This is a genomic window from Micromonospora trifolii (assembly GCF_050516465.1).
GTDB lineage: Bacteria > Actinomycetota > Actinomycetes > Mycobacteriales > Micromonosporaceae > Micromonospora > Micromonospora trifolii.
Map to the genome: position 1 here is coordinate 6,556,109 of NZ_CP191526.1, position 23,803 is coordinate 6,579,911.

Annotated in this window: 20 protein-coding genes; 17 read left to right on the plus strand and 3 right to left on the minus strand. The window is 71.2% G+C overall.

Annotated elements, in window-relative coordinates:
• Positions 1-141: 141 nt before the first annotated feature.
• Positions 142-1,269 (minus strand): phosphoserine transaminase, encoded by a 1,128-nt coding sequence (serC, locus tag ACQRWP_RS30590; RefSeq protein WP_430499688.1) that lies wholly within the window; start codon positions 1,267-1,269, stop codon positions 142-144.
• Between the two features lie 226 nt (positions 1,270-1,495).
• Positions 1,496-2,602, minus strand: coding sequence for a citrate synthase 2 (locus ACQRWP_RS30595; protein ID WP_091395245.1), 1,107 nt, complete (start codon positions 2,600-2,602; stop codon positions 1,496-1,498).
• A gap of 278 nt (positions 2,603-2,880) precedes the next feature.
• On the opposite strand from ACQRWP_RS30595, the gene pdxH reads away from it, so the two are divergent.
• The 7 genes from pdxH (at position 2,881) to ACQRWP_RS30630 (ending at position 9,013) form a co-directional block, all read left to right on the plus strand.
• Positions 2,881-3,510, plus strand: coding sequence for a pyridoxamine 5'-phosphate oxidase (gene pdxH, locus ACQRWP_RS30600; protein ID WP_430503341.1), 630 nt, complete (start codon positions 2,881-2,883; stop codon positions 3,508-3,510).
• Entirely contained in the window at positions 3,507-4,805 is a 1,299-nt protein-coding gene (locus ACQRWP_RS30605; RefSeq protein ID WP_430499689.1) for an MFS transporter, read from the plus strand. The genes pdxH and ACQRWP_RS30605 overlap by 4 nt, the downstream gene beginning before the upstream one ends.
• An 18-nt stretch (positions 4,806-4,823) precedes the next feature.
• On the plus strand, positions 4,824-5,753 hold the full coding sequence (locus ACQRWP_RS30610) for an aldose 1-epimerase family protein (protein ID WP_430499690.1): 930 nt from the start codon (positions 4,824-4,826) through the stop codon (positions 5,751-5,753).
• Positions 5,753-6,355, plus strand: coding sequence for a nitroreductase family protein (locus tag ACQRWP_RS30615; RefSeq protein ID WP_430499691.1), 603 nt, complete (start codon positions 5,753-5,755; stop codon positions 6,353-6,355). Before ACQRWP_RS30610 ends, ACQRWP_RS30615 begins: the two co-directional genes overlap by 1 nt.
• Before the next feature lie 187 nt (positions 6,356-6,542).
• On the plus strand, positions 6,543-6,848 hold the full coding sequence (locus ACQRWP_RS30620) for a type II toxin-antitoxin system VapB family antitoxin (protein ID WP_030329612.1): 306 nt from the start codon (positions 6,543-6,545) through the stop codon (positions 6,846-6,848).
• A 44-nt stretch (positions 6,849-6,892) separates the two neighbouring features.
• Positions 6,893-8,056, plus strand: coding sequence for an acyl-CoA dehydrogenase family protein (locus ACQRWP_RS30625; protein WP_430499692.1), 1,164 nt, complete (start codon positions 6,893-6,895; stop codon positions 8,054-8,056).
• A 99-nt stretch (positions 8,057-8,155) separates the two neighbouring features.
• Positions 8,156-9,013 (plus strand): DUF4230 domain-containing protein, encoded by an 858-nt coding sequence (locus ACQRWP_RS30630; RefSeq protein WP_430499693.1) that lies wholly within the window; start codon positions 8,156-8,158, stop codon positions 9,011-9,013.
• Between the two features lie 225 nt (positions 9,014-9,238).
• Here ACQRWP_RS30630 and ACQRWP_RS30635 read toward each other — a convergent pair whose 3' ends face one another.
• Positions 9,239-9,448 carry a PspC domain-containing protein gene (locus ACQRWP_RS30635; protein WP_430499694.1) on the minus strand — a complete coding sequence of 70 codons (210 nt, stop codon included), beginning with the start codon at positions 9,446-9,448 and terminating at the stop codon, positions 9,239-9,241.
• Positions 9,449-10,179: 731 nt separating this feature from the next.
• Here ACQRWP_RS30635 and ACQRWP_RS30640 point away from each other — a divergent pair.
• The 10 genes from ACQRWP_RS30640 to ACQRWP_RS30685 all read left to right on the plus strand — a co-directional run bounded on the left by ACQRWP_RS30640 (position 10,180) and on the right by ACQRWP_RS30685 (position 23,765).
• Positions 10,180-11,550 carry an L-serine ammonia-lyase gene (locus ACQRWP_RS30640; protein ID WP_430499695.1) on the plus strand — a complete coding sequence of 457 codons (1,371 nt, stop codon included), beginning with the start codon at positions 10,180-10,182 and terminating at the stop codon, positions 11,548-11,550.
• 71 nt (positions 11,551-11,621) lie between these two features.
• A complete protein-coding gene (locus tag ACQRWP_RS30645) occupies positions 11,622-12,449 on the plus strand; it encodes an ABC transporter permease (RefSeq protein WP_430499696.1) in 828 nt (275 codons plus the stop codon).
• Position 12,450: 1 nt separating this feature from the next.
• Positions 12,451-13,197, plus strand: coding sequence for an ABC transporter ATP-binding protein (locus ACQRWP_RS30650; RefSeq protein ID WP_430499697.1), 747 nt, complete (start codon positions 12,451-12,453; stop codon positions 13,195-13,197).
• A gap of 26 nt (positions 13,198-13,223) precedes the next feature.
• Positions 13,224-15,254, plus strand: a complete 2,031-nt coding sequence (locus tag ACQRWP_RS30655; RefSeq protein ID WP_430503342.1) for a DUF5941 domain-containing protein — start codon at positions 13,224-13,226, stop codon at positions 15,252-15,254.
• Between the two features lie 14 nt (positions 15,255-15,268).
• Positions 15,269-17,479 (plus strand): bifunctional glycosyltransferase/CDP-glycerol:glycerophosphate glycerophosphotransferase, encoded by a 2,211-nt coding sequence (locus ACQRWP_RS30660; RefSeq protein WP_430499698.1) that lies wholly within the window; start codon positions 15,269-15,271, stop codon positions 17,477-17,479.
• A 124-nt stretch (positions 17,480-17,603) separates the two neighbouring features.
• Entirely contained in the window at positions 17,604-18,902 is a 1,299-nt protein-coding gene (locus ACQRWP_RS30665) for an ABC transporter ATP-binding protein (protein WP_430499699.1), read from the plus strand.
• 94 nt (positions 18,903-18,996) lie between these two features.
• Positions 18,997-20,007: a hypothetical protein gene (locus tag ACQRWP_RS30670; RefSeq protein WP_430499700.1), complete on the plus strand. Its 1,011-nt coding sequence runs from the start codon at positions 18,997-18,999 to the stop codon at positions 20,005-20,007.
• A gap of 61 nt (positions 20,008-20,068) precedes the next feature.
• Complete coding sequence (locus tag ACQRWP_RS30675; RefSeq protein WP_112581804.1) at positions 20,069-20,533, plus strand: DUF4442 domain-containing protein; 465 nt, start codon at positions 20,069-20,071, stop codon at positions 20,531-20,533.
• A gap of 59 nt (positions 20,534-20,592) precedes the next feature.
• Positions 20,593-21,396 carry an HAD family hydrolase gene (locus tag ACQRWP_RS30680; protein WP_430499701.1) on the plus strand — a complete coding sequence of 268 codons (804 nt, stop codon included), beginning with the start codon at positions 20,593-20,595 and terminating at the stop codon, positions 21,394-21,396.
• Positions 21,393-23,765 carry a glycoside hydrolase family 65 protein gene (locus ACQRWP_RS30685; RefSeq protein WP_430499702.1) on the plus strand — a complete coding sequence of 791 codons (2,373 nt, stop codon included), beginning with the start codon at positions 21,393-21,395 and terminating at the stop codon, positions 23,763-23,765. The genes ACQRWP_RS30680 and ACQRWP_RS30685 overlap by 4 nt, the downstream gene beginning before the upstream one ends.
• Positions 23,766-23,803 lie beyond the last annotated feature (38 nt).

Consider the following 23,803-nt stretch of genomic DNA (forward strand, 5'->3'; position numbering starts at 1 on the left):
GCCACCCAGGCGTCTCGGACCACCGTACGCGCATCTGCCTCGGGGTGGGGGAAGCGACACCCCGCATGTCGTGACTGAGCTGCGGCGATGATCACGGTCGGTGTCCGTGGAGGCCCCAACGGACACCGACCGTGACGAACGTCAGAGTCGCTCGACCACGTAGTCGATGGACGCGGTGAGTGCCTCGACATCAGCCGGCTCGACGGCCGGGAACAACGCCACCCGCAGCTGGTTGCGACCGAGCTTGCGGTAGGGCTCAGTGTCCACGATGCCGTTGGCGCGCAGCGCCTTGGCGATCGCCGTGGCGTCCACCCCGTCGGCGAAGTCGATGGTGGCGACCACGTTCGAGCGCAGCGCCGGGTCGGTGACGAACGGGGTGGCCACGCTGGACCGCTCGGCCCAGCCGTAGACCGCGGCGGCGCTCTCGGCGGTGCGCTTCGCCGCCCAGGACAGGCCGCCCTGCGCGTTCATCCAGTCGGTCTGTTCGGCGGCCAGGAAGATGGTGGCCAGCGCCGGGGTGTTGTAGGTCTGCTCCAGCCGCGAGTTGTCGATCGCGGTGACCAGGTCGAGGAAGGCGGGGATGTAGCGCCCGGACGCCTTGATCTCGGCGGCCCGGTCCAGTGCGGCCGGGGACATCAGGGCCAGCCAGAGACCGCCGTCGGAGCCGAAGCACTTCTGCGGGGCGAAGTAGTAGACGTCGGTCTCACCGACGTTGACCTCCAGGCCACCCGCGCCGGAGGTCGCGTCGACCAGCAGCAGCGCACCCTCGTCGGCACCGGCCACCCGGTTGATCGGGACGGCCACACCGGTCGAGGTCTCGTTCTGCGGCGTCGCGTACGTGTCCACGCCGGACTCGGCGACCAGGGTCGGCGCGCTGCCCGCGTCGGACTTGCGGACGGTCGGCTCACCCAGGAACGGGGCGTCCTTGACCGACTTGGCGAACTTGGCGCCGAACTCGCCGAAGCTGGCGAACTGGGCCCGGTCGCGAATCAGGCCGAAGGTGGCGACCTCCCAGAACGCGGTGGTGCCACCGTTGCCGATCACCACCTCGTAGCCCTCGGGCAGCGAGAAGAACTCGGCGATGCCGGAACGCAGCCGGGCCACCTGGTCACGGACCGTCTTCTGCCGGTGCGAGGTGCCGAGGTAGGTGGTCGCGACCTCAGCGAGAGCGGACACCGCCGCCGGGCGGACCTTGGACGGGCCGCAGCCGAAGCGTCCGTCGGCGGGCTTGATCTCATCGGGAATCCGGATGATCGGTGCGTCAGCCACGGTCTTGAAGATCCTTCCGCAAGGGCGAGGGCGGGCCCGGCGACACTGCCGGCCCTCATCCTCGCACTCGGGCCGGACGGCGATGGGCGGGGTCCCGGCGGTCGGTCTGAGTCCTTCGCCACAGTCGGCCCCGGTAGTCGTCGACAATGACCTCTCTTCGACGCGAGGCGTCGAAAAGGGCCCCTCCTCGACGCCCGGCGTCGGGGAGGGGCCCTTTCCTACCAGCTCAGACGCCGTGCGGGATGGCCGCCCAGCCCTCGACGTCGGACGGCTTGCGGGTCTCCGGGCCCATGTAACGGGCGGACGGGCGGACCAGCCGCTGGAGGCGCTTCTGCTCCAGGATGTGCGCGCTCCAGCCACCCATCCGTGCGCAGGTGAACATCGAGGTGAACATGTGCGCCGGCACCTCGGCGAAGTCCAGCACCACGGCCGACCAGAACTCGACGTTGGTGGCCAGCACCCGGTCCGGGCGGCGGGCCTGAAGCTCGGCGAGGGCGGCCTTCTCCAGCGCCTCGGCGATCTCGAAGCGTGGCGCGCCCAGCTCCTTGGCCGTACGCCGGAGCACTCGGGCGCGCGGGTCCTCGGCACGGTAGACGCGGTGGCCGAAGCCCATCAACCGCTCGCCGCGGTCGAGGACGCCCTTGACGTAGCCCTCCGCGTCGCCGCTGCGCTCCACCGCCTCCAGCATGCTGAGCACCCGGGACGGGGCGCCGCCGTGCAGCGGGCCGGAGAGGGCGCCGATGCCCGAAGAGATGCAGGCAGCCGCGTCCGCCCCGGTGGAGGCGACGATGCGAGCGGTGAAGGTGGACGCGTTCAGGCCGTGCTCGGCGGCCGAGATGAAGTACGCGTCGACGGCCTTGACGTGCCGCGGGTCGGGCTCGCCGCGCCAGCGCTTCATGAACCGCTCGACGATGGTCTGCGCCTTGTCGATCTCCTTCTGCGGCACCGCCGGCAGGCCGAGGCCGCGGGCGGACTGGGCGACGAAGGAGAGCGCGGTCACCGAGACCCGGGCGAGATCCTCACGGGCCTGCTCGTCGGAGATGTCCAGCAGTTGGTTGAGACCCCAGTACGGGGCCAGCATGGCGACCGCGGACTGCACGTCGACGCGGATGTCGCCGGAGTGCACCGGCACCGGGAACGGCTCCGCCGGCGGCAGGCCCGGCCCGAACCGGCCGTCGACCAGCAGTGCCCACACGTTGCCGAACGACACCTGGCCGATCAGATCCTCGATGTCGACTCCGCGATAGCGCAGCGCACCGCCCTCACGGTCAGGTTCGGCGATCTCGGTCTCGAAGGCGACGACGCCCTCCAGCCCGGGTTTGAAATCAGCCATGTCGCTCTCCTGGATCTGGTCGGTGCGCCCGATCGCTCATCCGGCCCGATCGGCCGAGCGCCTTAGGCGACCCTCAGGGATGTGTTCGGAACATACTGCCTGCTGAGTAAGGGATACGCGACCCGCTGCGACTGTGCTGCACGCGACATCCCCGGACGCGCATTCTCAGCTCGGCTCAGTGAGACTGGGCAGGGCGGGCTGGTCAGCGCGGGAGGGTGCTGGCGGGGCCTGCGAAAAGGAGTGGGGACGTGACGGGTGACACACCCGCCCCGGCCGCGATGCGTAACGAGTACGCCGCGGACCTGGGCCTGACCGAGGCTGACCTGGCCGCCGACTGGCACACCCAGTTCGACAGGTGGTTCGCCGACGCGGTGGCCTTCGGGCTACCCGAACCCAACGCCATGGTGGTGGGCACCGCCGACTCGGCCGGCCGGCCGAGCGGGCGGACGGTGCTGCTGAAGGGGTACGACCCGGAGGGCTTCGTCTTCTTCACCAACCACCTGTCGCGCAAGGGCGTCGAGGCGACCGCCAACCCGTACGCCAGCCTGGTCTTTCCGTGGTTTCCCATGCAGCGTCAGGTGGTGGTCGCCGGGCGGGTCGCGCACGTCGACCGCGCCACGAGCGAGGCGTACTTCGCCAGCCGGCCGCGTGGCTCCCAACTGGGTGCCTGGGCCAGCCCGCAGTCCCAGGTGGTGTCGGGTCGGGCGGCGCTGGAGCAGCGGTACGAGGAGGCGGCCGCGCGGTTCGCCGACCAGGCCGAGATCCCGACCCCGTCGCACTGGGGCGGGCTGCGGGTCCAACCCGAGTCGGTGGAGTTCTGGCAGGGCCGCGCCGGCCGGTTGCACGACCGGCTCCGCTTCCGTCGCCTCGACGAGGGTGGCTGGATCGTCGAGCGGTTGGCACCGTGACGGGTGTGCGGGAGACCCGGCCGCGCGCCGCGCGCCGCTGGGCGATCGACGTACGTCCGCTGCGGGTTCCGGCGTACCGCCGGCTCTGGCTCGGCAACACCGTGGCGATGTTCGGCTTCCAGTTCACCGCCGTCGCGGTACCGGTGGAGATGTACGCCCTGACCCGGGACTCGTTCTGGGTGGGCCTACTGGGCGTGGCTGCCTTCGTACCGTTGCTGGTCTTCGGGCTCTGGGGCGGCGCGATCGCCGACGCCCGCGATCGGCGTGCGGTGCTGCTCGGCGGCTCATTGTTGCTCTGGGCATCCACTCTCGGGCTGCTGCTCCAGGCGGTGCTGGACGTGGGCAGCCCGGTGCTGCTGCTGGCGTTGATGGCGCTGCAGTCGGTGGCGTTCGCGATCAGCTCGCCGGCCCGCAGCGCCATGCTGCCCCGGCTGGTGCCGGACGACCTGGTGGCGTCCGCCACCACCCTGAACTACACGACCTTCACCGCCGCCTCGGTCGCCGGCCCGCTCGCCGCCGGCCTGATCCTCTCCGCCTCGCCGGACACCACTGTGGTCCTGCCGATCGCCTACGGGCTGGACGCGGTGCTGTTCACCGCGATGCTCTGGGCCGCGCTGCGGCTGCCCTCGCTCCCGCCCGAGCCGACCGCCGACGGCCAGGCCCGGCGCGCCGGCCTGGCCAGCGTCGTCGACGGGTTCCGCTACCTGGCCACCACCCCGGTCCTGCTGCTGTCCTTCGGGGTGGACCTGATCGCGATGATCCTCGCCATGCCACGGGCCCTCTTTCCGGAGATCGCGCACGAGCGATTCGGTGGCGGTGGCGCGGTCGGTCTGCTCTACAGCGCCATCGCGATCGGCTCGATGATCGGTGGGTTGACCTCCGGTTGGATCGGCCGGCTCCGCCGCCAAGGGCTCGGCCTGGTGCTCGCGGTGGTCGGCTGGGGCCTGGCCATCGCCGCGGCGGGGTTGGCCCACCAGCTCTGGCTGATGGTCGTGCTGCTCGCCGTGGCCGGCGCCGCCGACCTGATCAGCGCGGTGCTGCGTCAGTCGATGCTGCTGGTCTACGCACCGGACCGGATGCGCGGCCGACTCCAGGGCGTCAACACGGTGGTGGTGGCGGGTGGCCCACGCCTGGGCGACCTGCGTGCCGGCACCATGGCCGCCGGGTTCGGTGGCGGGGTGGCCTGGGTGGCCGGTGGGCTCGCCTCCGCGGTGCTCGTGGTGGTGCTCGCTGTCGCGTTCCCGGCGCTGCTGCGCTACCGGGCGGCGACGGCGTCGAGCGACGACCGGACCTGACCGGTTAGGGTCGCCGGCATGGAAAGCCCCGATCCGCGCCCGTTCTCCGGCGCCCAGTGGACCATCTCCGCCGCCGGCCACGAGGCCGTCATCGTGGAGGTCGGCGGTGGGCTCCGGACGTACCGGCACGACGGTGTCGACCTGCTCGACGGGTACCAGACCGATGAGGTCTGCCCCGGTTGCACCGGGCAGGTGCTGGCGCCCTGGCCGAACCGGATCCGCGATGGTCGCTACTCGTTCGACGGGCGGACGCACCAGCTTTCACTCACCGAGCCGGAGCGGCACGTGGCCATCCACGGGCTGGTCAACTGGGTGCCGTGGCAGCTGCTGGAGCAGTCGGCCGACGCCGTGACGGTCGGCTACGACCTGCCGCCGCAGCCCGGCTACCCGTGGCCGCTGCGGCTGCGCAGCCGGTGGAGCGTCGACGCGGACGGGCTGCGTGCCGAGCACGAGGTGACAAACATCGGCGGGGAGTTGGCCCCGTTCGGCTTCTCCGTGCACCCGTACCTGCAACTGCCGGGCGTCGCGGTGGACGACCTGGTGCTGCGGCTGCCCACCCGGAGCCGGGTGCTGGTGGACGGTCGGCTGCTGCCGGTGGGGGTGACCCCGGTGGCCGGCACCGAGTACGACTGGACCAGCCCTCGCCGGATCGGCGCGGCCGTGTTGGACTCCTGCTTCGGCGAGGTGATCCGGGACGCCGACGGCGGTTCGTCGGTGAGCCTCGCCGCGCCGGACGGATCGGCCGGGGTGAGCATCTGGGCGGATGCCGAGTTCGGTTGGTGGCAGGTGTTCACCGGGGACGCCCTCACCGGCGAGCGGCACCGTCGCTCGGTGGCGGTCGAGCCGATGACCTGCCCACCGGACGCGTTCCGGTCGGGCAAGGATCTGCTGACGCTCAAGCCCGGCACGACCTGGCGAGGTGCCTGGGGCATCCGCCCCGGTGCCTGATGGAGTTCGCCGAGGTCGTCCGCCGTCGGCGGATGGTGCGCAACTACGACCCGGACCGTCCGGTCCCGCCCGACGTGGTGGACCGGCTGCTCGACCACGCGGTCCGCGCGCCGTCGGCCGGCTTCGCCCAGGGCTGGGGTTTCCTGGTGTTGGAGGAGCCGGCCGATCGGGAACGGTTCTGGGCCGCCACCACCCCCGATGGCGGTGGGCGGGAACGCTGGCTCGCGGGCATGCGCCGGGCACCCCTGATCGTGGTGCCGCACGCCAACGAGTCGGCCTACCTGCGGCGGTACGCGGAGCCGGACAAGGGCTGGACGGATCAGTCCCCGGACCGGTGGCCGGTGCCGTACTGGCACGTGGACGCCGGCTTCGCGGCGTTGCTGATGCTGCTCACCGCGGTGGACGAGGGGCTGGGTGCGTGCTTCTTCGGCATTCCGCCGCAGCGGCTCGCCGCCTACCGGGACGCGTTCGGCGTGCCGGCGGAGTATCAACCCATCGGCGCCGTCACAATCGGTTACCGGGCAGCCGACCATCGGTCACCATCGTTGCGCCGTGGACGTCGCCCGATGGACGAAGTCGTGCGGCGCGGCCGGTGGAACTGAGGCGGACGTCCCGTTCGTCCGGTTGAGGATCGGACGAGCGGTAGCGAAACTGACATCAGGGAGCAGAACGTAGCGTGCGCTGGGCGGCTAGGCTGGCACGGTCATCGGTGCCGCGCCGCGCGGTGCCCGCCGCGGCCCGGCTCGGCGCCGTCGGTCGGCCCGGCCACGGGGAGGGGAGCGTGCCGTCGTGATCTTCAGAGCGGTCCGGGACGGGCGTCCCTATCCGGAGCACAATCTGACGCTCAAGCAGTGGGCGGAGATCCCGCCGCGGCCACTGCGCCTGGATCAGATGATCACCACCAAGCGCGAGCTGGCGCTGGACAAGCTCCTCGCCGAGGATTCCACCTTCTACGGTGACCTCTTTCCGCACGTCGTGCAGTGGAACGGCGGGCTCTACCTGGAGGACGGGCTGCACCGGGCGCTGCGCGCCGCCCTCCAGCAGCGCAACCAGATCCACGCGCGAGTGCTGGTCCTCTCCGAGCCGATCGAGTGACGAGCCCTTCTTTCGTACGCTGAACCTTCGTTAGGGTGGCGTCCATGACCGCTCCGCTGGACCTGCTCGACCTGGACCCGTCGCTCAGCGAGGAGGAGCGGCAGATCCGCGACGTCGTCCGCCAACTCGTCGACGACCGGGTGCGACCCCACGTCGCCGACTGGTACGAGGACGGCCGGGTGCCCGCCCGGGAGCTGGCCCGCGAGTTCGGCAAGCTCGGCCTGCTCGGCATGCACCTGACCGGCTACGGCTGCGCCGGCGCCTCCGCGGTCGCCTACGGGCTGGCCTGCCAGGAGTTGGAAGCCGGCGACTCCGGCCTCCGCTCCCTGGTCTCCGTGCAGGGATCGCTCGCCATGTACGCCATCTGGCGCTACGGCAGCGAGGAGCAGAAGCAACGCTGGCTGCCGTCGATGGCCACCGGTGAGGCCATCGGCTGCTTCGGCCTGACCGAGCCGGACCACGGCTCCGACCCCGCCTCGATGGCCACCCGGGCCCGCCGCGACGGCGACGACTGGGTGCTCACCGGCGGGAAAATGTGGATCACCAACGCCCCGATCGCGGACGTCGCGGTGATCTGGGCGCGCACCGACGAGGGCGTACGGGGTTTCGCCGTACCCATGGACACGCCCGGCGTCACGGCCCGGGAGATCCGCCGCAAGATGTCGCTGCGCGCGTCGGTGACCGGCGAGATCGTGCTCGACGACGTCCGGCTCCCGGCCGACGCCCAACTGCCCGAGGCGGTCGGGCTCAAGGCGCCGCTGAGCTGCCTCACCGAGGCCCGCTACGGCATCGTCTGGGGCGCGGTCGGCGCGGCCCGCGACTGCCTGGAGACCACCCTGGCGTACGCGACCACCCGCACCCAGTTCGGTCGCCCACTGGCCGGCTTCCAGCTCACCCAGGCGAAGCTCGCCGACATGGCCGTCGAGTTGGTGAAGGGGCAACTGCTCGCGCTGCACCTGGGCCGGCTCGCCGACGCCCAGCGGCTGCGGCCCGAGCAGGTCAGCGTGGGCAAGCTGAACAATGTGCGGGAGGCGCTGGCCATCGCCCGGCAGTGCCGCACCATCCTCGGTGCCAACGGTGTCTCCGGTGAGTACCCGGTGATGCGGCACGCCAACAACCTGGAGAGCGTGCTGACCTACGAGGGCACCTCCGAGATCCACCAACTGGTCATCGGGCAGCGGCTCACCGGGCTTTCCGCATTCGCCTGACCTGCCCGTTTGTCACTTCCTGGCGCTCGCCGCGCGACTGTCGTATCGGGGCCGTACCGTCATTGACAGACGACGTGTCTGACGAGGACGGTGAGGGTGATGGCCCGCGACGCTGGCAGCAACGAGCCCACGAGAGAGTTCCCCGGTTACCCGACCGGTGACGATCTCAAGGCGCGGTCGAGCGCGACACCCGAGTGGAGCACGGATACGCCGGGTGACCCCGGCGGGCCTGCTGGTCCGGGCGGGCCTGCTGGTCCGGGTGGCCCCGGTGGCCCCGGTGGCCCGACGGGCGGTGGCGATGGCCCCGGCGGTGGCGGTGGGGCGGCCCGCGGTCTGCTCCTGCTGCTCGGCGCCGCCGCGCTGGCCGTCGTCGTGTTGCTCGGCATCCAGGCGACCGGCATCCTGCCGGAGTTCCGCAACCCGTTCGCCAAGGAGCAGACCGACCGCAGTCAGCCACCGCTGCTGAAGTCGATCCAGGACCTCAGCCGCTACGTGGCCGCCGAAGGCAACTTCCAGGTCGTGGTCGACACGCAGAACGACCGGCGCAACGTTCCGGACTTCCTGCTCAACGAGCGCACCCTGTTCGTCGGGGCCGGCAGCGTCGAGGCGTACGTCGACTTCACCAAGATCGCTGAGGGCGCCATCGTCCAGTCCGCCGACGGCAAGTCGGTCGAGATCAAGCTGCCCGCGCCGCAGCTCGGCGAGACCAACCTCGACATGGAGAAGAGCTACGTCTTCGCCGAGCAGCGCGGTCTGCTCAACCGACTCGGTGACCTGGTCGGCAACGATCCCAACCGGCAGCAGCAGGTCTACCAGCTCGCCGAGGACCGGATCACCGCCGCCGCCCGGGACAGCGGGCTCTCCGCCCGAGCCGAGGAGAACACCCGCAAGATGCTGGAGGGGCTGCTCCGCTCCCTCGGCTACCAGCAGATCACGGTCACCTACGTGGCTCCCTGACCTGCCCTCCGTACGCCGAAGCGCCCGCTCCGACTCTCGTCGGGGCGGGCGCTTTCGTCGTGCCACGGCAGCCGAGGGTCCGGAGGCCCGTTGCTGAGGCGCGCGGCCGATTCGACGGATATGAGGCATCGTCGTGGTGGCGGACCGAGCAACCTTGGACAGTTTCCGTTAGCTGCTAACGGAAACTGTCCAAGATCTGCGATTACGTCAGGTGCGCGGGGCGGGTCAGTGGCCGGTGGAGGCGAGGTAGCGGTCCTCGTTCGGCATCAGCACCCACAGGATCAGGTAGACGATCACCTGCGTGCCGGGCAGCAGCAGCGACAGCAGGAACAGCAGCCGGACCATTCCGGCCGACATGCCGAACCGCCGTCCGAGGCCGGCGCAGACACCGGCGATCATGCGCCCCTCGCGAGGCCGGACCATTTTGCGACTCATCGTCGTACTCCCACTCTGCGGCGGTGCGCCGCGTCTGCAATCCACGGTAGAAAGGGATGGCCACCTCGCCCTCGGTCCCGAGGAGGAGCGGCGACCCGTGGACCCGTAAGTGCTTTACCCGGGCAGCCCCCCGCTGACGCCTCCCCGAACCGCCCCTCGCGCGCCGCCCGCCACCCTCGCCCGCACCCCGCCCGCACCCCGCCCGCACCCCGCCCGCGCCCGCCACCGCCCGCACCCGACCGCCCGCACCCGATACCGCCCGCGCCTGCCGGCTGGTTGCCCGCCTGCTCGCGCCCGCCCGCCTGCCTCCCGCACTGCCGCGTCCGCCGCAGCCACGCGGAGATCGTGCTCGATCCTGGTTGTAGTGGCATCGCGGCGGACGGAGACCACTACATCCTGGATCGAGCACGATCTTGCGGGCTGCCGGGCTGCCGGGCGGTTGAGCGGTTGAGCGAAGCGGACGGGCCGGTGGGGCGGATGAGCGGGAACCGGGGGCCGCGCGATCTTGCGCGTGGCGCGGGGCGGTGAGGCGCGGGTGGGAGACGATGGTCGGGTGTTCACGTCCCGGACCGGGTGGGCGGTGAGCTGGGCGGGTAGGCTGGCTGATCGGCCTTCCACACCCCGGAGGGCCGGCACCCCATACCCCGGACGGTCACGAGCGGGGCCGCCAGACCGGCGGTCACGACCCGGCCGGGTCCCGTACGCCGGGACGACGGCGAGGAAGCGCAGCCATGATCAGTGTTTTCGACCTCTTCAGCGTTGGTATCGGGCCGTCCAGCTCGCACACGGTGGGACCGATGCGGGCCGCGCGTACGTTCGTTGGCGGGCTGAAGGCCGACGGGCTGCTCACGGACACGGCGCGGGTGCAGGCCGAGCTGTTCGGCTCGCTGGGGGCCACCGGGCACGGCCACGGCAGCGGTCCGGCCGTGCTGCTCGGGTTGGCCGGCGAGTCGCCGGAGACGGTCGACACGGACACCGTCGGTCCTCGGGTCGAGCGGATCCGGGCCGAGCGGCGGATCAACATCCTCGACGCGCACGAGATCGACTTTGACCCTGATCGGGACCTGACGCTGCACCGCCGGCGGTCGTTGCCGTACCACCCGAACGGGATGACCTTCGTGGCGTACGACAGGGCCGGCGCCGAACTGCGCAGCCGCACCTACTACTCAGTCGGTGGCGGGTTCGTGGTGGACGAGGCGGCAGCCGGGGCGGACCGGATCAAGCCGGACAGCACCGTGGTGCGGTACCCCTTCCTGACCGGGGCGCAACTGCTCGACGTCACCACCCGCACCGGGCTGTCGATCAGCGAGGTGATGCTGGCCAACGAGCGTTCCTGGCGCAGCGAGGCGGACATCCGGGCCGGTCTGCTGGAGATCTGGCGGGTGATGCAGGAGTGCGTGCAGCGCGGCTGCGAGCGGGACGGCGTACTCCCTGGGGGGTTGAAGGTTCGGCGGCGCGCGGCGGAGCTGCGGCGTGGCCTGGAGGCGGAGGCCGGGTCGGCCGACCCGTTGCACGTGATGGACTGGGTGACGCTGTTCGCGCTCGCGGTCAACGAGGAGAACGCCGCGGGCGGCCGGGTGGTCACCGCGCCGACCAACGGCGCGGCCGGGATCATTCCGGCGGTGCTGCACTACTACACCCGGTTCGTTCCGGGCGCCGATGACGAGGGTGTGGTGCGGTTCCTGCTGACGGCGGGGGCGATCGGTGTGCTGTTCAAGGAGAACGCCTCGATCTCGGGCGCCGAGGTGGGCTGCCAGGGTGAGGTCGGTTCGGCGTGTTCGATGGCGGCGGCGGGGCTGGCCGAGGCGCTCGGTGGCACCCCGGAGCAGGTGGAGAACGCTGCCGAGATCGGGATGGAGCACAACCTCGGGTTGACCTGTGACCCGGTGGGTGGCCTGGTGCAGATCCCCTGCATCGAGCGGAACGCGGTGGCTAGCATCAAGGCGATCACGGCCGCCCGGCTGGCGCTGCGCGGCGACGGGGTGCACAAGGTGTCGCTGGACAAGGTCATCAAGACCATGCGGGAGACGGGCGCCGATATGAAGGTCAAGTACAAGGAGACGGCGCGTGGCGGTTTGGCCGTCAACGTGATCGAGTGCTGAGTCCGGTCGATTCGGGGCAATCGTTCACCGACTGCTAACCTGTCGTCCGTTTCAGGAGGCGGGAGGCTGCGGTGACCTCTGGCGTCGCGGCGTTGTGGTCGCACCGCAACTCGCTGCGCATCCTGGTCAGGCGGGATCTGGCGGTCAAGTACCAGCAGTCGGTGCTGGGCTACTTCTGGTCGTTGATCGAGCCGCTCGGCATGGGCGCCATCTACTGGTTCGTCTTCGGGGTGCTCTACTCCCGGGACACCGGTCGGCACCTCGGTGAGGCGGCCGGGTCGTACCCGTTGTTCCTGATCACCGGCATCTTCGCCTGGATGTGGACCAGTTCGGCGCTGAGCGAGGCGACGAACGCGCTGACCGGCCAGTCCCGGCTGATCACCACGATGAACGTGCCGCGTCAGGCCTTTCCGATCGGCCGGGTGGCCGGACGGTTCGCCGAGTACGCGGCCGGCCTGCCGATCCTGATCGCCATCGCGGTGATCTACGTGGTGCACGGCCGGATCCACCCCGGTTGGTCGCTGCTCTCCCTGCCGCTGGCGGTGGCCGTCCAGGCCGTCCTGTTGACCGGCCTCGCCCTGCTGCTGTCCGCGTGGAACGTGCTGATGCGCGACGTGGAACGGTTGATGCGGCTGATCATCCGGGTGCTCTTCTACGCCACGCCGATCATCTATCCGCTCAGCCTGGTCCGGGAGTCCGGGCTGCCGGGCTGGTTGAAGGTGGTGTACGAGCTGAACCCGCTGGTCGGGATATTCCAGCTGCACCACGCGATCTGGTACCCGGACGAGTTCCCGGACGCCCGGCTGCTCGCCACCACGATCGTCGGCAGCCTGCTGGTGCTGGCCGCCGGTTGGTGGTCGTTCCGCCGGTTGGAGCCCGCCGTGCTCAAGGAGCTCTGACGTGGCCGCGCCGATCATCGAGGCGGACGGCCTGGGCATCCGGTTCGTCCGTAACCGTCGCCGCCAGCTTCGGCTGCGGGAGTTGTTCATCCACCGGGGCGGCCGTGGCGCGTTGCCCGGCCAGTTCTGGCCGTTGCGGGACGTGTCGTTCACGGTGCAACCCGGCGAGACCGTCGGGGTGATCGGGCGCAACGGCACCGGCAAGAGCACCCTGCTGCGGCTGATCGCCGGGGTGCTCATTCCGGATGAGGGCGGCATCCGGGTGCACGGCGCGGTGGCGCCGTTGCTGGAGTTGTCCGCCGGTTTCTCCAACGACCTGACCGGGCGGGAGAACCTGCACCTGGTCGGTGGGCTGCACGGACTGTCGACGAGCTACCTGAAGCGGCATTTCGACGAGATCGTCGAGTTCGCCGGTGAGCAGGTGGAACGGGCCATCGACACGTCGGTGCGGCACTACTCGTCGGGGATGAAGGTGCGGCTGGGCTTCGCGATCATCTCGCACCTGCCGCACCCGATCCTGCTGATGGACGAGGTGACCGCGGTCGGGGACGCGGAGTTCCGCAAGAAGTGTTACGCGACGATTGATCGTCTGCTCGGGGAGGGGCGCACGCTCGTGCTGGTGTCACACAACGAAAAGGACCTGACCCGGTTCTGCCGTCGGGGGTTGTACCTCGACGCGGGCCGGTTGACGCTCGACGGCACCATCGCCGAGGCGCTCGACGCGTACCACGCCGCGGTCCCGCGGTGACGCTCGCGATCGTGCTCGCCGCCGGGATGCCCGCGGCGGGCCTGACCACCGCGACCGGTGAGCCGCTGGCCGACCGGCTGGCCGCCCAGTTGCGCCTGGCCGGGGCGGACGAGGTGCGCTTCGCCGCCACCCTCGACGAGTTGTCCGACCTGGTCACCACCGCGACCGCCCCGGTGCTGATCACCGGCACGGACCTGGTCGCGCACACCGCCGTACTGCGGCACCTGGCCACCAGCCCGGTGGGGCCCACGGTGGCGCTGGTGCTCGGCGACCCGCCGGTCCCCGGCCGGACGGCAGTGCGGGAGGAGCGCGGGCAGGTGGTCGACGCCGGCGCGTTGGACGCCCTCGACGGCACCGCCACCGGCGTGTTCGGCGGCGCGTTGCGGGTCGGCGTGGATGATCTGCCGACCCTCGCGGCCGCCGCTCGGGCCGCCGCGTCGGGGATGCTCCCCGTCGCCGCCCCGATCGGCCCGGCCGGCGACGTGGCACCGCTGCCGGTGACCGGCGGGGCCGGGTCCGGGGGGTCGGTCGCGGCCGGTGGCCCCGGGTCCGCCGTGGACCGGCTCTTCGCGGGTCTCGCGGCGCTCGGCACCCTGGTCTTCGCCCAGCGGGTACGCCTGCTCGTCGCCCACCGGGTCGAGGACCAGGCCGGGCTGACCGCTGCCGAGGCGGCGGTGACCGCTGTCGACGAGGACCGAGCCGAGCTGCGGTTGTCGGTGAAGGAGAAGGACGACTTCTTCTCCACCTACTTCGTCAGCACCTGGTCGCCGTACGTGGTCCGGCTCTCGGCCCGGCTCCGGCTCACCCCGACCGGGGTGACGGTGATCTCGGTGCTCTTCGCGCTGGGCGCGGCGGTGCTGTTCGGGGTCGGTGGACGGCCCGCGCTGGTCGGTGGCGCGGTGCTGCTCTACCTGGGCTTCGTGCTGGACTGCGTGGATGGCCAGCTGGCCCGCTACACCCGGCACTTCAGCGCCTGGGGTGGCTGGCTGGACACGATGGCGGACCGGGCCAAGGAGTACCTGGTCTACGCCGGGCTGGGCTTCGGGGTGAGCCACGCCGGGCTGGGCAACGGGTGGGCGCTCGCGATCGCCGCGATGACGTTGCAGACCGTCCGGCACATGACCGACACGTGGTACGGGGTGCTGCACGACGAGGCGGCCCGTCGACCGCGTACGGCGACGAACGCCAGCGGCGGGATCGGTGACCGGCTCAACGCGGCGTCGACCCGGGTGCAGGCGGACACCGGCTCGGTGTCGTACTGGCTGAAGCGGACCGTGGTCTTCCCGATCGGTGAGCGGTGGGCGCTGATCGCGCTGACCGTGGCGCTGTTCAACCCGCTGGTCAGCCTGATCGCCGTGCTGGTCTGGGGGGTGCTGGCGTTCGCGTACACCGGGGCGCTGCGGACGCTGCGGGCCCGCTGGATGTGGGTGCCGGTGCTGGACACGGTCGATGCCACGCTGCACCGCGACGACGGGCCGTTGGCCCGCTGGTTGCCGGTGGTCCGTCCGATGGGGCCGCTGACCCTGGCGGTGATCGCCGCGCTCGGCCCGGCGGCGCTGCTGGTCGGGGCGCTGCTGAGTGACGCGCCCGACGGGCTGCGCTGGGCGGTGCCGGTGGCGCTGCTGGTGCTGCTGGTCGCTGGCCTGGGCGCCGGGGCGGCGCACAACGGTCCGCTGGACTGGCTGGTGCCCGCGGCCTTGCGGGCCGCCGAGTACCTGTTCGCCATCGCGGTCGGGGTGGTCGGTGCGGTGCCCGGCTGGCTGATCTTCGGGTACGTCTTCGTGCTCACCGTGCACCACTACGACCTGACCGCCCGGCTGGAGAAGCGGCAGGCGGCACCGCCGCTGCACGCGGCGACGCTGGGCTGGGAGGGGCGCTCGGTGCTGCTGGCCCTCGCGGCGATCGCCGGTATTGCGGGTATCGGACTGGCTACACTCGGTGCGTACCTTCTCGTGGTTTTCGTGGTGAGCGTCGTCCTGGCCTGGTTCGTGCGACCGGCCCGTAGCGCGCGGGCGTCGGTGGCGCCGGCGGGCGCTGGAGGTGCCGCGCCGCGCTGACGGAGGGCGGCCGGATGACCCTGATCAGCTTCGTGGTGCCGGCCTTCCGGGTGCAGGGATACCTGCGGGAGTGCCTGGACTCCATCCTCGGTCAGCCGGAGACCGACATCGAGGTGATCGCCGTCGACGACTGCTCGCCGGACGCCAGCGGCGACATCATCGACGAGTACGCGGCCCGCGACCGGCGGGTCCAGTCGGTCCGGCTGCCGGAGAACGTCGGCCTCGGTCCGGCCCGCAACATCGGGCTGGACCGGGCCGTCGGCGAGTACGTGTGGTTCCTCGACGGCGACGACTGGCTTGCTCCGGAGTGCCTGACCGAGGTCGCCGAGCGGTTGCGGGTCACCCGTCCGGACGTCCTGCTGGTCGACCATGTCCGCACCCACTGGAATGACACCGCCACCCGCAGCGCGATGGCTGAGGTGTTTCCGGAGTCGCCGGGCCCGGGCACCTTCCGGTTGCGGGACCGGCCGCAGGCGATGCACCTGCTGCACACCGCGTGGAACCGGCTGGTCCGTCGGGAGTTCCTCGCCGAGCTGGGGCTGCGCTTCGCGCCCGGCTGGTACGAGGACGTCTCGTTCAGCTACCCGGTGCTGATGGCCGCGCACCGGATCGGCGTACTGGATCGGGTCTGCGTCAACTACCGCCAACGCCGCGCCGGCGCGATCACCCGGACCCGGGGTGACCGGCACTTCGAGGTCTTTCCGCAGTGGCACCGGGTCTTCCACCTGATGGATTCGTGGGGGTCGGCGACGGAGGCCCTGCGACCGGCGGTCTTCGAACGGATGATCTGGCACTACCTGACCGTGCTCGGCAACGGTCAGCGGATCGCGCCGGAGCTGCGGGAGGCGTTCTTCGCGCAGATCACCGCCGACTACGAGCGCTGGCTGCCGCCCGGCGGCTATCCGGTGCCGGACGGGGTCGAGGGGATCAAGCACAAGCTGGTCGCCTCGGGTCGGTGGCGCACCTTCAGCGCGTTGCGGGCCGCCAGCCGGGCCCGCGACGCCGCCCGCCGGCACACCCGCACCGCCCGGCGCACTGTCGGCCCGGTCGCCCGGCGCGGTGCCCGGCTGACCCGCGACGGGCTGCTGCGCGAGTACTACCGGGCCGAGATGCGGCGGCCGGTCGACCCGACGCTCGCGGTGTACGCGGCGTACTGGTACCGGGGTTACTCCTGCAACCCGGCGGCCATCTACGAGGTCGCCCGCCGGTTGGCGCCGGGGGTGCGCGGGGTGTGGGTGGTGCGCCGGGACCGGGTGGACACCGTGCCGGCCGGGGTGGAGTACGTGGTGGCCGGCACGCCGGCGTACTACCGGGTGCTCGCCCGCGCCCGGTGGCTGATCAACAACGTCAACTTTCCGGACTTCGTCCGCAAGCGACCGGAACAGGTGCACGTGCAGACCCACCACGGCACGCCGGTCAAGGTGATGGGGCTGGATCAGCAGCGCTACCCGGTCGGCGCGGGCCGGATGGACTTCGCCGGGCTGCTGCGCCGGGTGGACCGCTGGGACTACAGCGTCAGCGCCAACAGCTTCTCCACCCAGATGTGGGACCGGGCGTACCCGGCCACGTACACCACGCTGGAGGTGGGGTACCCGCGCAACGACCGCCTGGTCACCGCCGGCCCGGACGAGGTGCGCCGACTCCGCGCGGAGTTCGGCCTCGACCCCGACGAGCAGGTCGTTCTGTACGCCCCGACGCACCGCGAGCACCTGCCCGGCTACCGGCCGCCGTTCGACCCGGACCGGTTCGTCCAGGCGCTGGGCGACTCGGGCCGTTTGTTGATGCGCAGCCACTACTTCCACGACCGTGATCGACGTCCTGGCCAGCCGACGGACTGGGAGCGGGTCCGTGACGTCAGCGGCCATCAGCGGGTGGAGGATCTCTATCTGGTGGCGGACGTGTTGGTCACCGACTACTCGTCGGCCATGTTCGACTATGCGGTGCTGGACCGGCCGATCGTGCTCTACACCCCGGACTGGGAGGCGTACCGGCTGGCCCGGGGGGTCTATTTCGACGTCACCGCCGAGCCGCCGGGCGCGGTAGCCTCCACTTTCGCCGATCTGCTCGACCTGTTCCGTACCGACGGGGTGTGCTCGGACGCGGCGGTGAAGGCCCGCGAGCACTTCCGGGCCCGGTTCTGCACGTTGGACGACGGTCGGGCGGCGGAGCGGGTGGTGCGGCAGGTGTTCCTCGGTCAGCCGGGCGAGCGGTCCACGCGCTGCTGATCGAGGCTTCTGTCGTGTAATAGCAGTGTCATCGATCGAACATGAGACGTTTACCCGATGTCCTAGACCCATGATCCTGGTCACAGTCTTGTGGGGTTCGGCCGACGCGCTGAGGGGGAAGACGGTGAGCACCGTCACGCTCAAGGATGTGACCAAGGTTTTCCGGGATGGCACGCTGGCCGTCGACAGCGTCAACCTCGATGTGAACGACGGCGAGTTCATGGTGCTGCTTGGGCCGTCCGGGTGCGGCAAGTCGACAGTGCTGCGAATGATCGCCGGGTTGGAGGAACCGACCACCGGAGCGGTCATGCTCGACGGGGAGCTGGCGAACGACCTCCCCCCACGGGACCGCAAGATCGCCATGGTCTTCCAGGACTTCGCCCTCTACCCGCACATGACCGTCGGCGACAACATCGCGTTTCCGCTGCGGCTGGCCGGGGTCGAGCCCGAGCCGAGGGGCGAGCGGGTCAGCGACGTGGCGAGCGCGCTGGGCATCGGTGACGTGCTGGCCCGCAAGCCGGGTCAGCTCTCCGGCGGGCAGCGGCAGCGGGTGGCGATGGGGCGCGCGATCGTCCGTCGGCCGGGCCTGTTCCTGATGGACGAACCGCTGTCCAACCTGGACAGCGGCCTGCGGGCCGAGTTGCGCGCGGAGATCTCCGGCCTGACCCGCGAGCTGGGCGTCACCACGGTCTACGTCACGCACGACCAGGCCGAGGCGCTCACCATGGCCGACCGGGTGGCCATCATGCGCCGCGGCGTGCTCCAGGACGTGGGCACACCGACCCAGGTGTACGGCCGACCGGCGACGCTCTACGTGGCGGCGTTCCTGGGCAGCCCACGGATGAACCTGCTGGAGGCGTCGGTCTACGTCCATCTCGACCGGTACGTCACGCTCAACCTCGGCGACCAGTCGCTCTACCTGCCCTGGAACGACATCCGCAGTCGGGCGGTGGCGCACTACCACGGTGAGCGGATCGTGGTCGGCATGCGGGCCGAGGCGCTCACCCCGGTCGCACCGGACAGCCCCGGCGACGTGCTGCGCGGGCGGATCCGCTACCTGGAGCATCACGGGCACGAGTCTTTGGCGTTCCTCGACATCGGCGCGACCGCGATCGTGGTCGACGAGATGGGCGCGCCGCAGGAAACGCCGCCGGTCGGCCAGCGCGGCCTGCGCCGGTTCGGCTCGGTGATGCAGCGGCTCACCGGCAAGCCGGTGGAGGCGCAGGAGGCCTCGGCCAGTGGCGTCCAGACCAGCGTGCTGCCCGATCCGGGCCGGCACCACCGCCGCCCGGCGGAGCTGGCGGTACGGCTGGCGCCGTACCCGGCGGTCAGCGCCGGCCACCCGCTCGCCGTCTCGGTACGGATGGACGCCCTGCACTTCTTCGACGAGCGCGGCGACCGGATCGACGTGGGTTGGCGCTGACGACGTGCCCGGACGGGGTGGCGGGCCCACCGTCCGGTGCCCTACCGTCTCCCCACCCAGTCCACTGTGAAATACCACCGAGAGGGGTGCACCCGTGTCGGGTGACCGTCCCAGTCCGCTCGTCATCGAGCGCATCCTGCGGGATCGCGAGGGCATCTGGCAGCAGATCGTGGCCGAGCGTGACCTCAACGCCCTGACCGGGCGGATGCTGGCCAGCTCCGCCATCGCCTTGGCCTGCTACGGGGCGGTGCTGGGCTTCTTCCACAGCCCGCTGATGGCGCTGACCTCGGCGCTGAAGCTGCCGCTGCTGTTCCTGGTCACCCTGGCCATCTGCCTGCCCACGCTCTACCTGTTCAACCTGGTCTTCGGCGCCCGGCTCTCGGTGCGGCAGTCGTTGGCGCTGGTGATGGTGGCGATCACGGTCACCTCGATGCTCGCGGTGGCGTTCGCGCCGATCAGCCTCTTCTTCTTAATCACCGCCAACGACTACGGGTTCTTCAAGCTGCTCAACGTGTCGATCCTGACCCTGTCGGCGCTGGTCGGGCTGCGCTTCCTGACCAGCGGGATGCAGGTGCTCAACGACCACGGCCTGCTCGCGCCGGAGGCCGCCAACGCCAAGGTCGACGAGCAGGTCAGCACCCCGGCGCCGGTCCAGGCCGTGCCGGCCGCGGTGCCCGCCGGGGCGACGCCGGCCGCCGTGCCGGTCGCCGGCCAGACCGCCGAGCCGGTCGCCGTGCCGGCCGGGGCCGCGGTGGCCGAGTCGACTGCGAACGGTGCCGTGACCACCGCGACGGCTCCGGCTCAGGTTCCGACGCAGTGGGCCGGGCAGCCGGCCGGTGCCTCGCTCCCGCCCGGCACGCTGCCGCCCGGCTACGTGGCGCAACGCCCGTGGGACGGCCGTCCGGTCCGACGCGGGGAGCCGACGCAGCGGCCGGCCAGCATGACCCTGCTCTACATCTGGATCCTGCTCTTCGGTTTCGTCGGCACCCAGCTGGCTTGGACGCTGCGGCCGTTCTTCGGCGACCCCGGCCAGGATTTCGCCTTCTTCCGCAGCATCGACGGCAACTTCTACGCGGAGATCCTGCGCACCATCGCCAACCTCTGAGCGTGCCCCGTCGGCGAAGTCGCTGGTTGCCGGCCTGGTTACCGGTTAGTAACGTCAGGCCATGACTATCGACTCCCGCCAGGTGGCTGCCGGCATGCTGGAAGCGGTGCCGTTCGCTCGTACGCTCGGTATCGAGTTCGTCGAGGTGGCACCCGAGGCGGAGGGCGGCGTTCGGGCAGTCGTCCGGCTGCCCGACTCGCCGGCCACCCACAACCACATCGGCGGGCCGCACGCCGGGGCCATGTTCACCCTCGGCGAGACGGCCTCCGGCGCGGTCGTGCTGGCCGCCTTCGGGCAGCTGCTCGACCGGGCCGTGCCGTTGGCCGTCCGGGCCGAGATCGCCTACCGGAAACTCGCCATGGGTCCGGTGCTGGCCACCGCGCGACTCGGCCGGCCGGCGGCCGAGGTGACCGAGGAGTTGGCCGCCGGTCGGCGCCCGGAATTCCCCGTCGCGGTCCAGATCGCCACCGAGGACGGCAAGCCGACCTCGGAGATGACGGTGATCTGGACGCTGCGACCGAACTGAAACGCCTCAGGGCTGCCGAAATGGGTTTGCGGGCCCAGCAGGGTGGATAGATTCGTACCGTGCTGGGCCTACCTGCTCACGTGACCGCCTGTCTCTTCGATCTGGACGGTGTGCTGACGCAGACCGCCCGCGTACACAACGCCGCCTGGACGCAGACGTTCGACGAGTTTCTCCGCCAGCGCGCCACGGTCTCCGGCGAACCGTTCCAACCGTTCGATCCGGGCCCGGACTACAACCGCTATGTCGACGGCCGCCCCCGGGCCGACGGCGTCCGGTCGTTCCTCGCCTCCCGAGGGATCGTGCTGCCCGAGGGCGGCCCGGACGACCCGCCGGAGGCCGAGACCGTCAACGGCCTGGGCAACCGCAAGAACGTCCTGCTGCTGCAACGTCTGCGTACCGCAGGCGTCGAGGTCTACCCGGGCTCGGTGCGGTATCTGAAGGCGGCGACCGCCGCCGGGCTCCGTCGAGCCGTGGTCACCGCCAGCGCGAACGGGGCCGAGGTGGTCGCCGCCGGCGGGTTCGAGCCGCTGCTGGAGGCCCGGGTGGACGGGCTGGTCGCTCGTGCGCAGGGGCTGCGTGGCAAACCACACCCCGACACCTTCCTCGCCGGGGCGAGGCTGCTCGGCGTCGACCCGACCCAGGCCGCCGTCTTCGAGGACGCGCTCTCCGGGGTGGCCGCCGGCCGCGCCGGTGGCTTCGGCTACGTGGTCGGCGTCGACCGGGTCGGGCAGGCCGACGAGTTGCTGGCCCACGGCGCCGACATCGTGGTGACGGACCTCGCCGACCTGCTCGACAGCGGTGATCCACCGGCGCCGAACCGCACCGCGACCGATCCGCTCGCCGCCGAACGAGGCTCCGGATGATTCGGGAGCGCGCCTATCCGGTAGAGCCGTGGCACGTCCGGGAGACCCGGCTGGACATGGACGTGCTGGCCCAGTCGGAGTCGGTCTTCGCGCTCTCCAACGGGCACGTCGGCCTGCGGGGCAACCTCGACGAGGGCGAACCGCACGGCCTGCCCGGCACCTACCTCAACTCGTTCTACGAACTGCGTCCGTTGCCGTACGCGGAGGCGGGCTACGGCTTCCCCGAGTCCGGGCAGACCATCGTCAACGTCACAAACGGCAAACTGATCCGGCTGCTGGTCGACGACGAACCACTCGACGTGCGTTACGGGGACCTGCTCGGCCACGAGCGGATCCTCGACCTGCGGGCCGGCACGCTGCACCGGGAGCTGCACTGGCGCTCGCCCGCCGGCCGGGAGGTCAAGGTCCGCAGCACCCGTCTCGTCTCGTTCACCCAGCGGTCCGTGGCCGCCATCAGCTACGAGGTGGAGGCCGTCGACCGCCCGCTGCGGCTGATCGTGCAGTCCGAGTTGGTGGCGAACGAGTCGCTGCCCGCGCAGAGCAAGGACCCCCGGGTCGCGGCGGTGCTGGAGTCGCCGCTCCAGGCCGAGGAGGAGCTGACCACCCCCGACGGCGGGCAGCTGATCCACCGCACCAAGGTCTCCGGTCTGCGGGTCGCCGCCGCCATGGAGCACGAGGTGCACGGCCCGGACCACACCACCATCGAGTCCGAGGGATACCAGGACTGGGTGCGTACCACCATCGCCTGCGTGCTCCAGCCCGGCGAGAAGCTGCGGGTGATCAAGTATCTGACGTACAGCTGGTCGAGCCGCCGGTCCCTGCCGGCGCTGCGCGACCAGGTCGGCGCGGCACTGGCCGGCGCCCGACTCGACGGGTGGGACGGGCTCCATCGGGAGCAGCGCAACTACCTCGACGCGTTCTGGGACGCCTCCGACGTGCTGGTCGAGGGCGACCCGGAGGTGCAGCAGGCGGTCCGGTTCGGTCTCTTCCACGTGTTGCAGGCCGGCGCGCGCGCCGAGCAGCGGCCGATCTCGGCGAAGGGGCTGACCGGCCCCGGTTACGACGGCCACGCCTTCTGGGACACCGAGATGTTCGTCCTGCCGGTGCTCACGTACACCCAGCCGAGCGCGGTGCGTAGCGCGTTGCAGTGGCGGCACAGCACGCTGGATTCGGCCCGGGAACGTGCCGAGACGCTCAACCTCCGGGGTGCCGCCTTCCCCTGGCGGACCATCGGAGGCCCGGAATCATCCGGGTACTGGCCGGCGGGGACGGCAGCCTTCCACATCGCCGCCGACATCGCCGACGCCGTGCGCCGCTACGTGATGGTCACCGGGGACACCCAGTTGGAACGGGAGATCGGGCTGGAGCTGCTGGTGGAGACCGCCCGGCTGTGGCGCTCGATCGGCCACCACGACCGGCACGGGCAGTTCCACATCGACGGTGTCACCGGCCCGGACGAGTACACCGCCGTGAAGAACGACAACATCTACACCAACCTCATGGCGCAGCGGAACCTGCTCGCCGCCGCCGACGTGGTGATGCGCTACCGGGATGAGGCGTTCCACCTCGGCGTCACCGACGAGGAGGCCGCGAGCTGGCGGGACGCCGCCACCTCCATGCACGTCCCGTACGACGAGGAGCTCGAGGTCCATCAGCAGGTGGAGGGCTTCACCCGACTCCAGGAATGGGACTTCACGCACACCCCGTCGGAGAAGTACCCGTTGCTGCTGCACTACCCGTACTTCGAGCTGTACCGCAAGCAGGTGGTGAAGCAGGCCGACCTGGTCCTCGCCATGCACTGGCGGGGGGACGCCTTCACCCCCGAGGAGAAGGTGCGTAACTTCCTCTACTACGAGCGCCGCACCGTACGCGACTCGTCGTTGTCGGCCTGCACCCAGTCGGTGCTCGCCGCCGAGGTGGGCCACCCCGAACTCGCGCACACCTACCTGCGTGAGGCCGCGCTGATGGACCTGCACGACCTCAACGACAACACCCGCGACGGCGTACACATGGCGTCGTTGGCCGGCGCGTGGCTCGCCCTGGTCAGCGGGCTCGGCGGTCTACGGGACCACGACGGCGAGCTGTCCTTCGCCCCCCGGCTCTCCAGCCGACTCAGCCGGTTGGAGTTCTCGCTCCAGTGGCGGGGGTTGGCGCTGCGGGTGGATGTCCGGCCGCACCAGACGACGTACTCGCTGCGCCACGGCGGCCCGGACGACGTGGTGGAGCTGCGCCACCACGACCAGATGCTGCGGGTGACCTGCGACGAGCCGGTGACGGTGGCGGTGCCGCCGGCCGAGCCGTCCGGCCCGCCGCCCGAGCAGCCACCGGGCCGGTCTCCGCTGCTGCGGTTGCCCGAACGCGAACAGTGACGGGTGGGGCGGGAGTCTCCCCGCCCCACCCGCCCGCG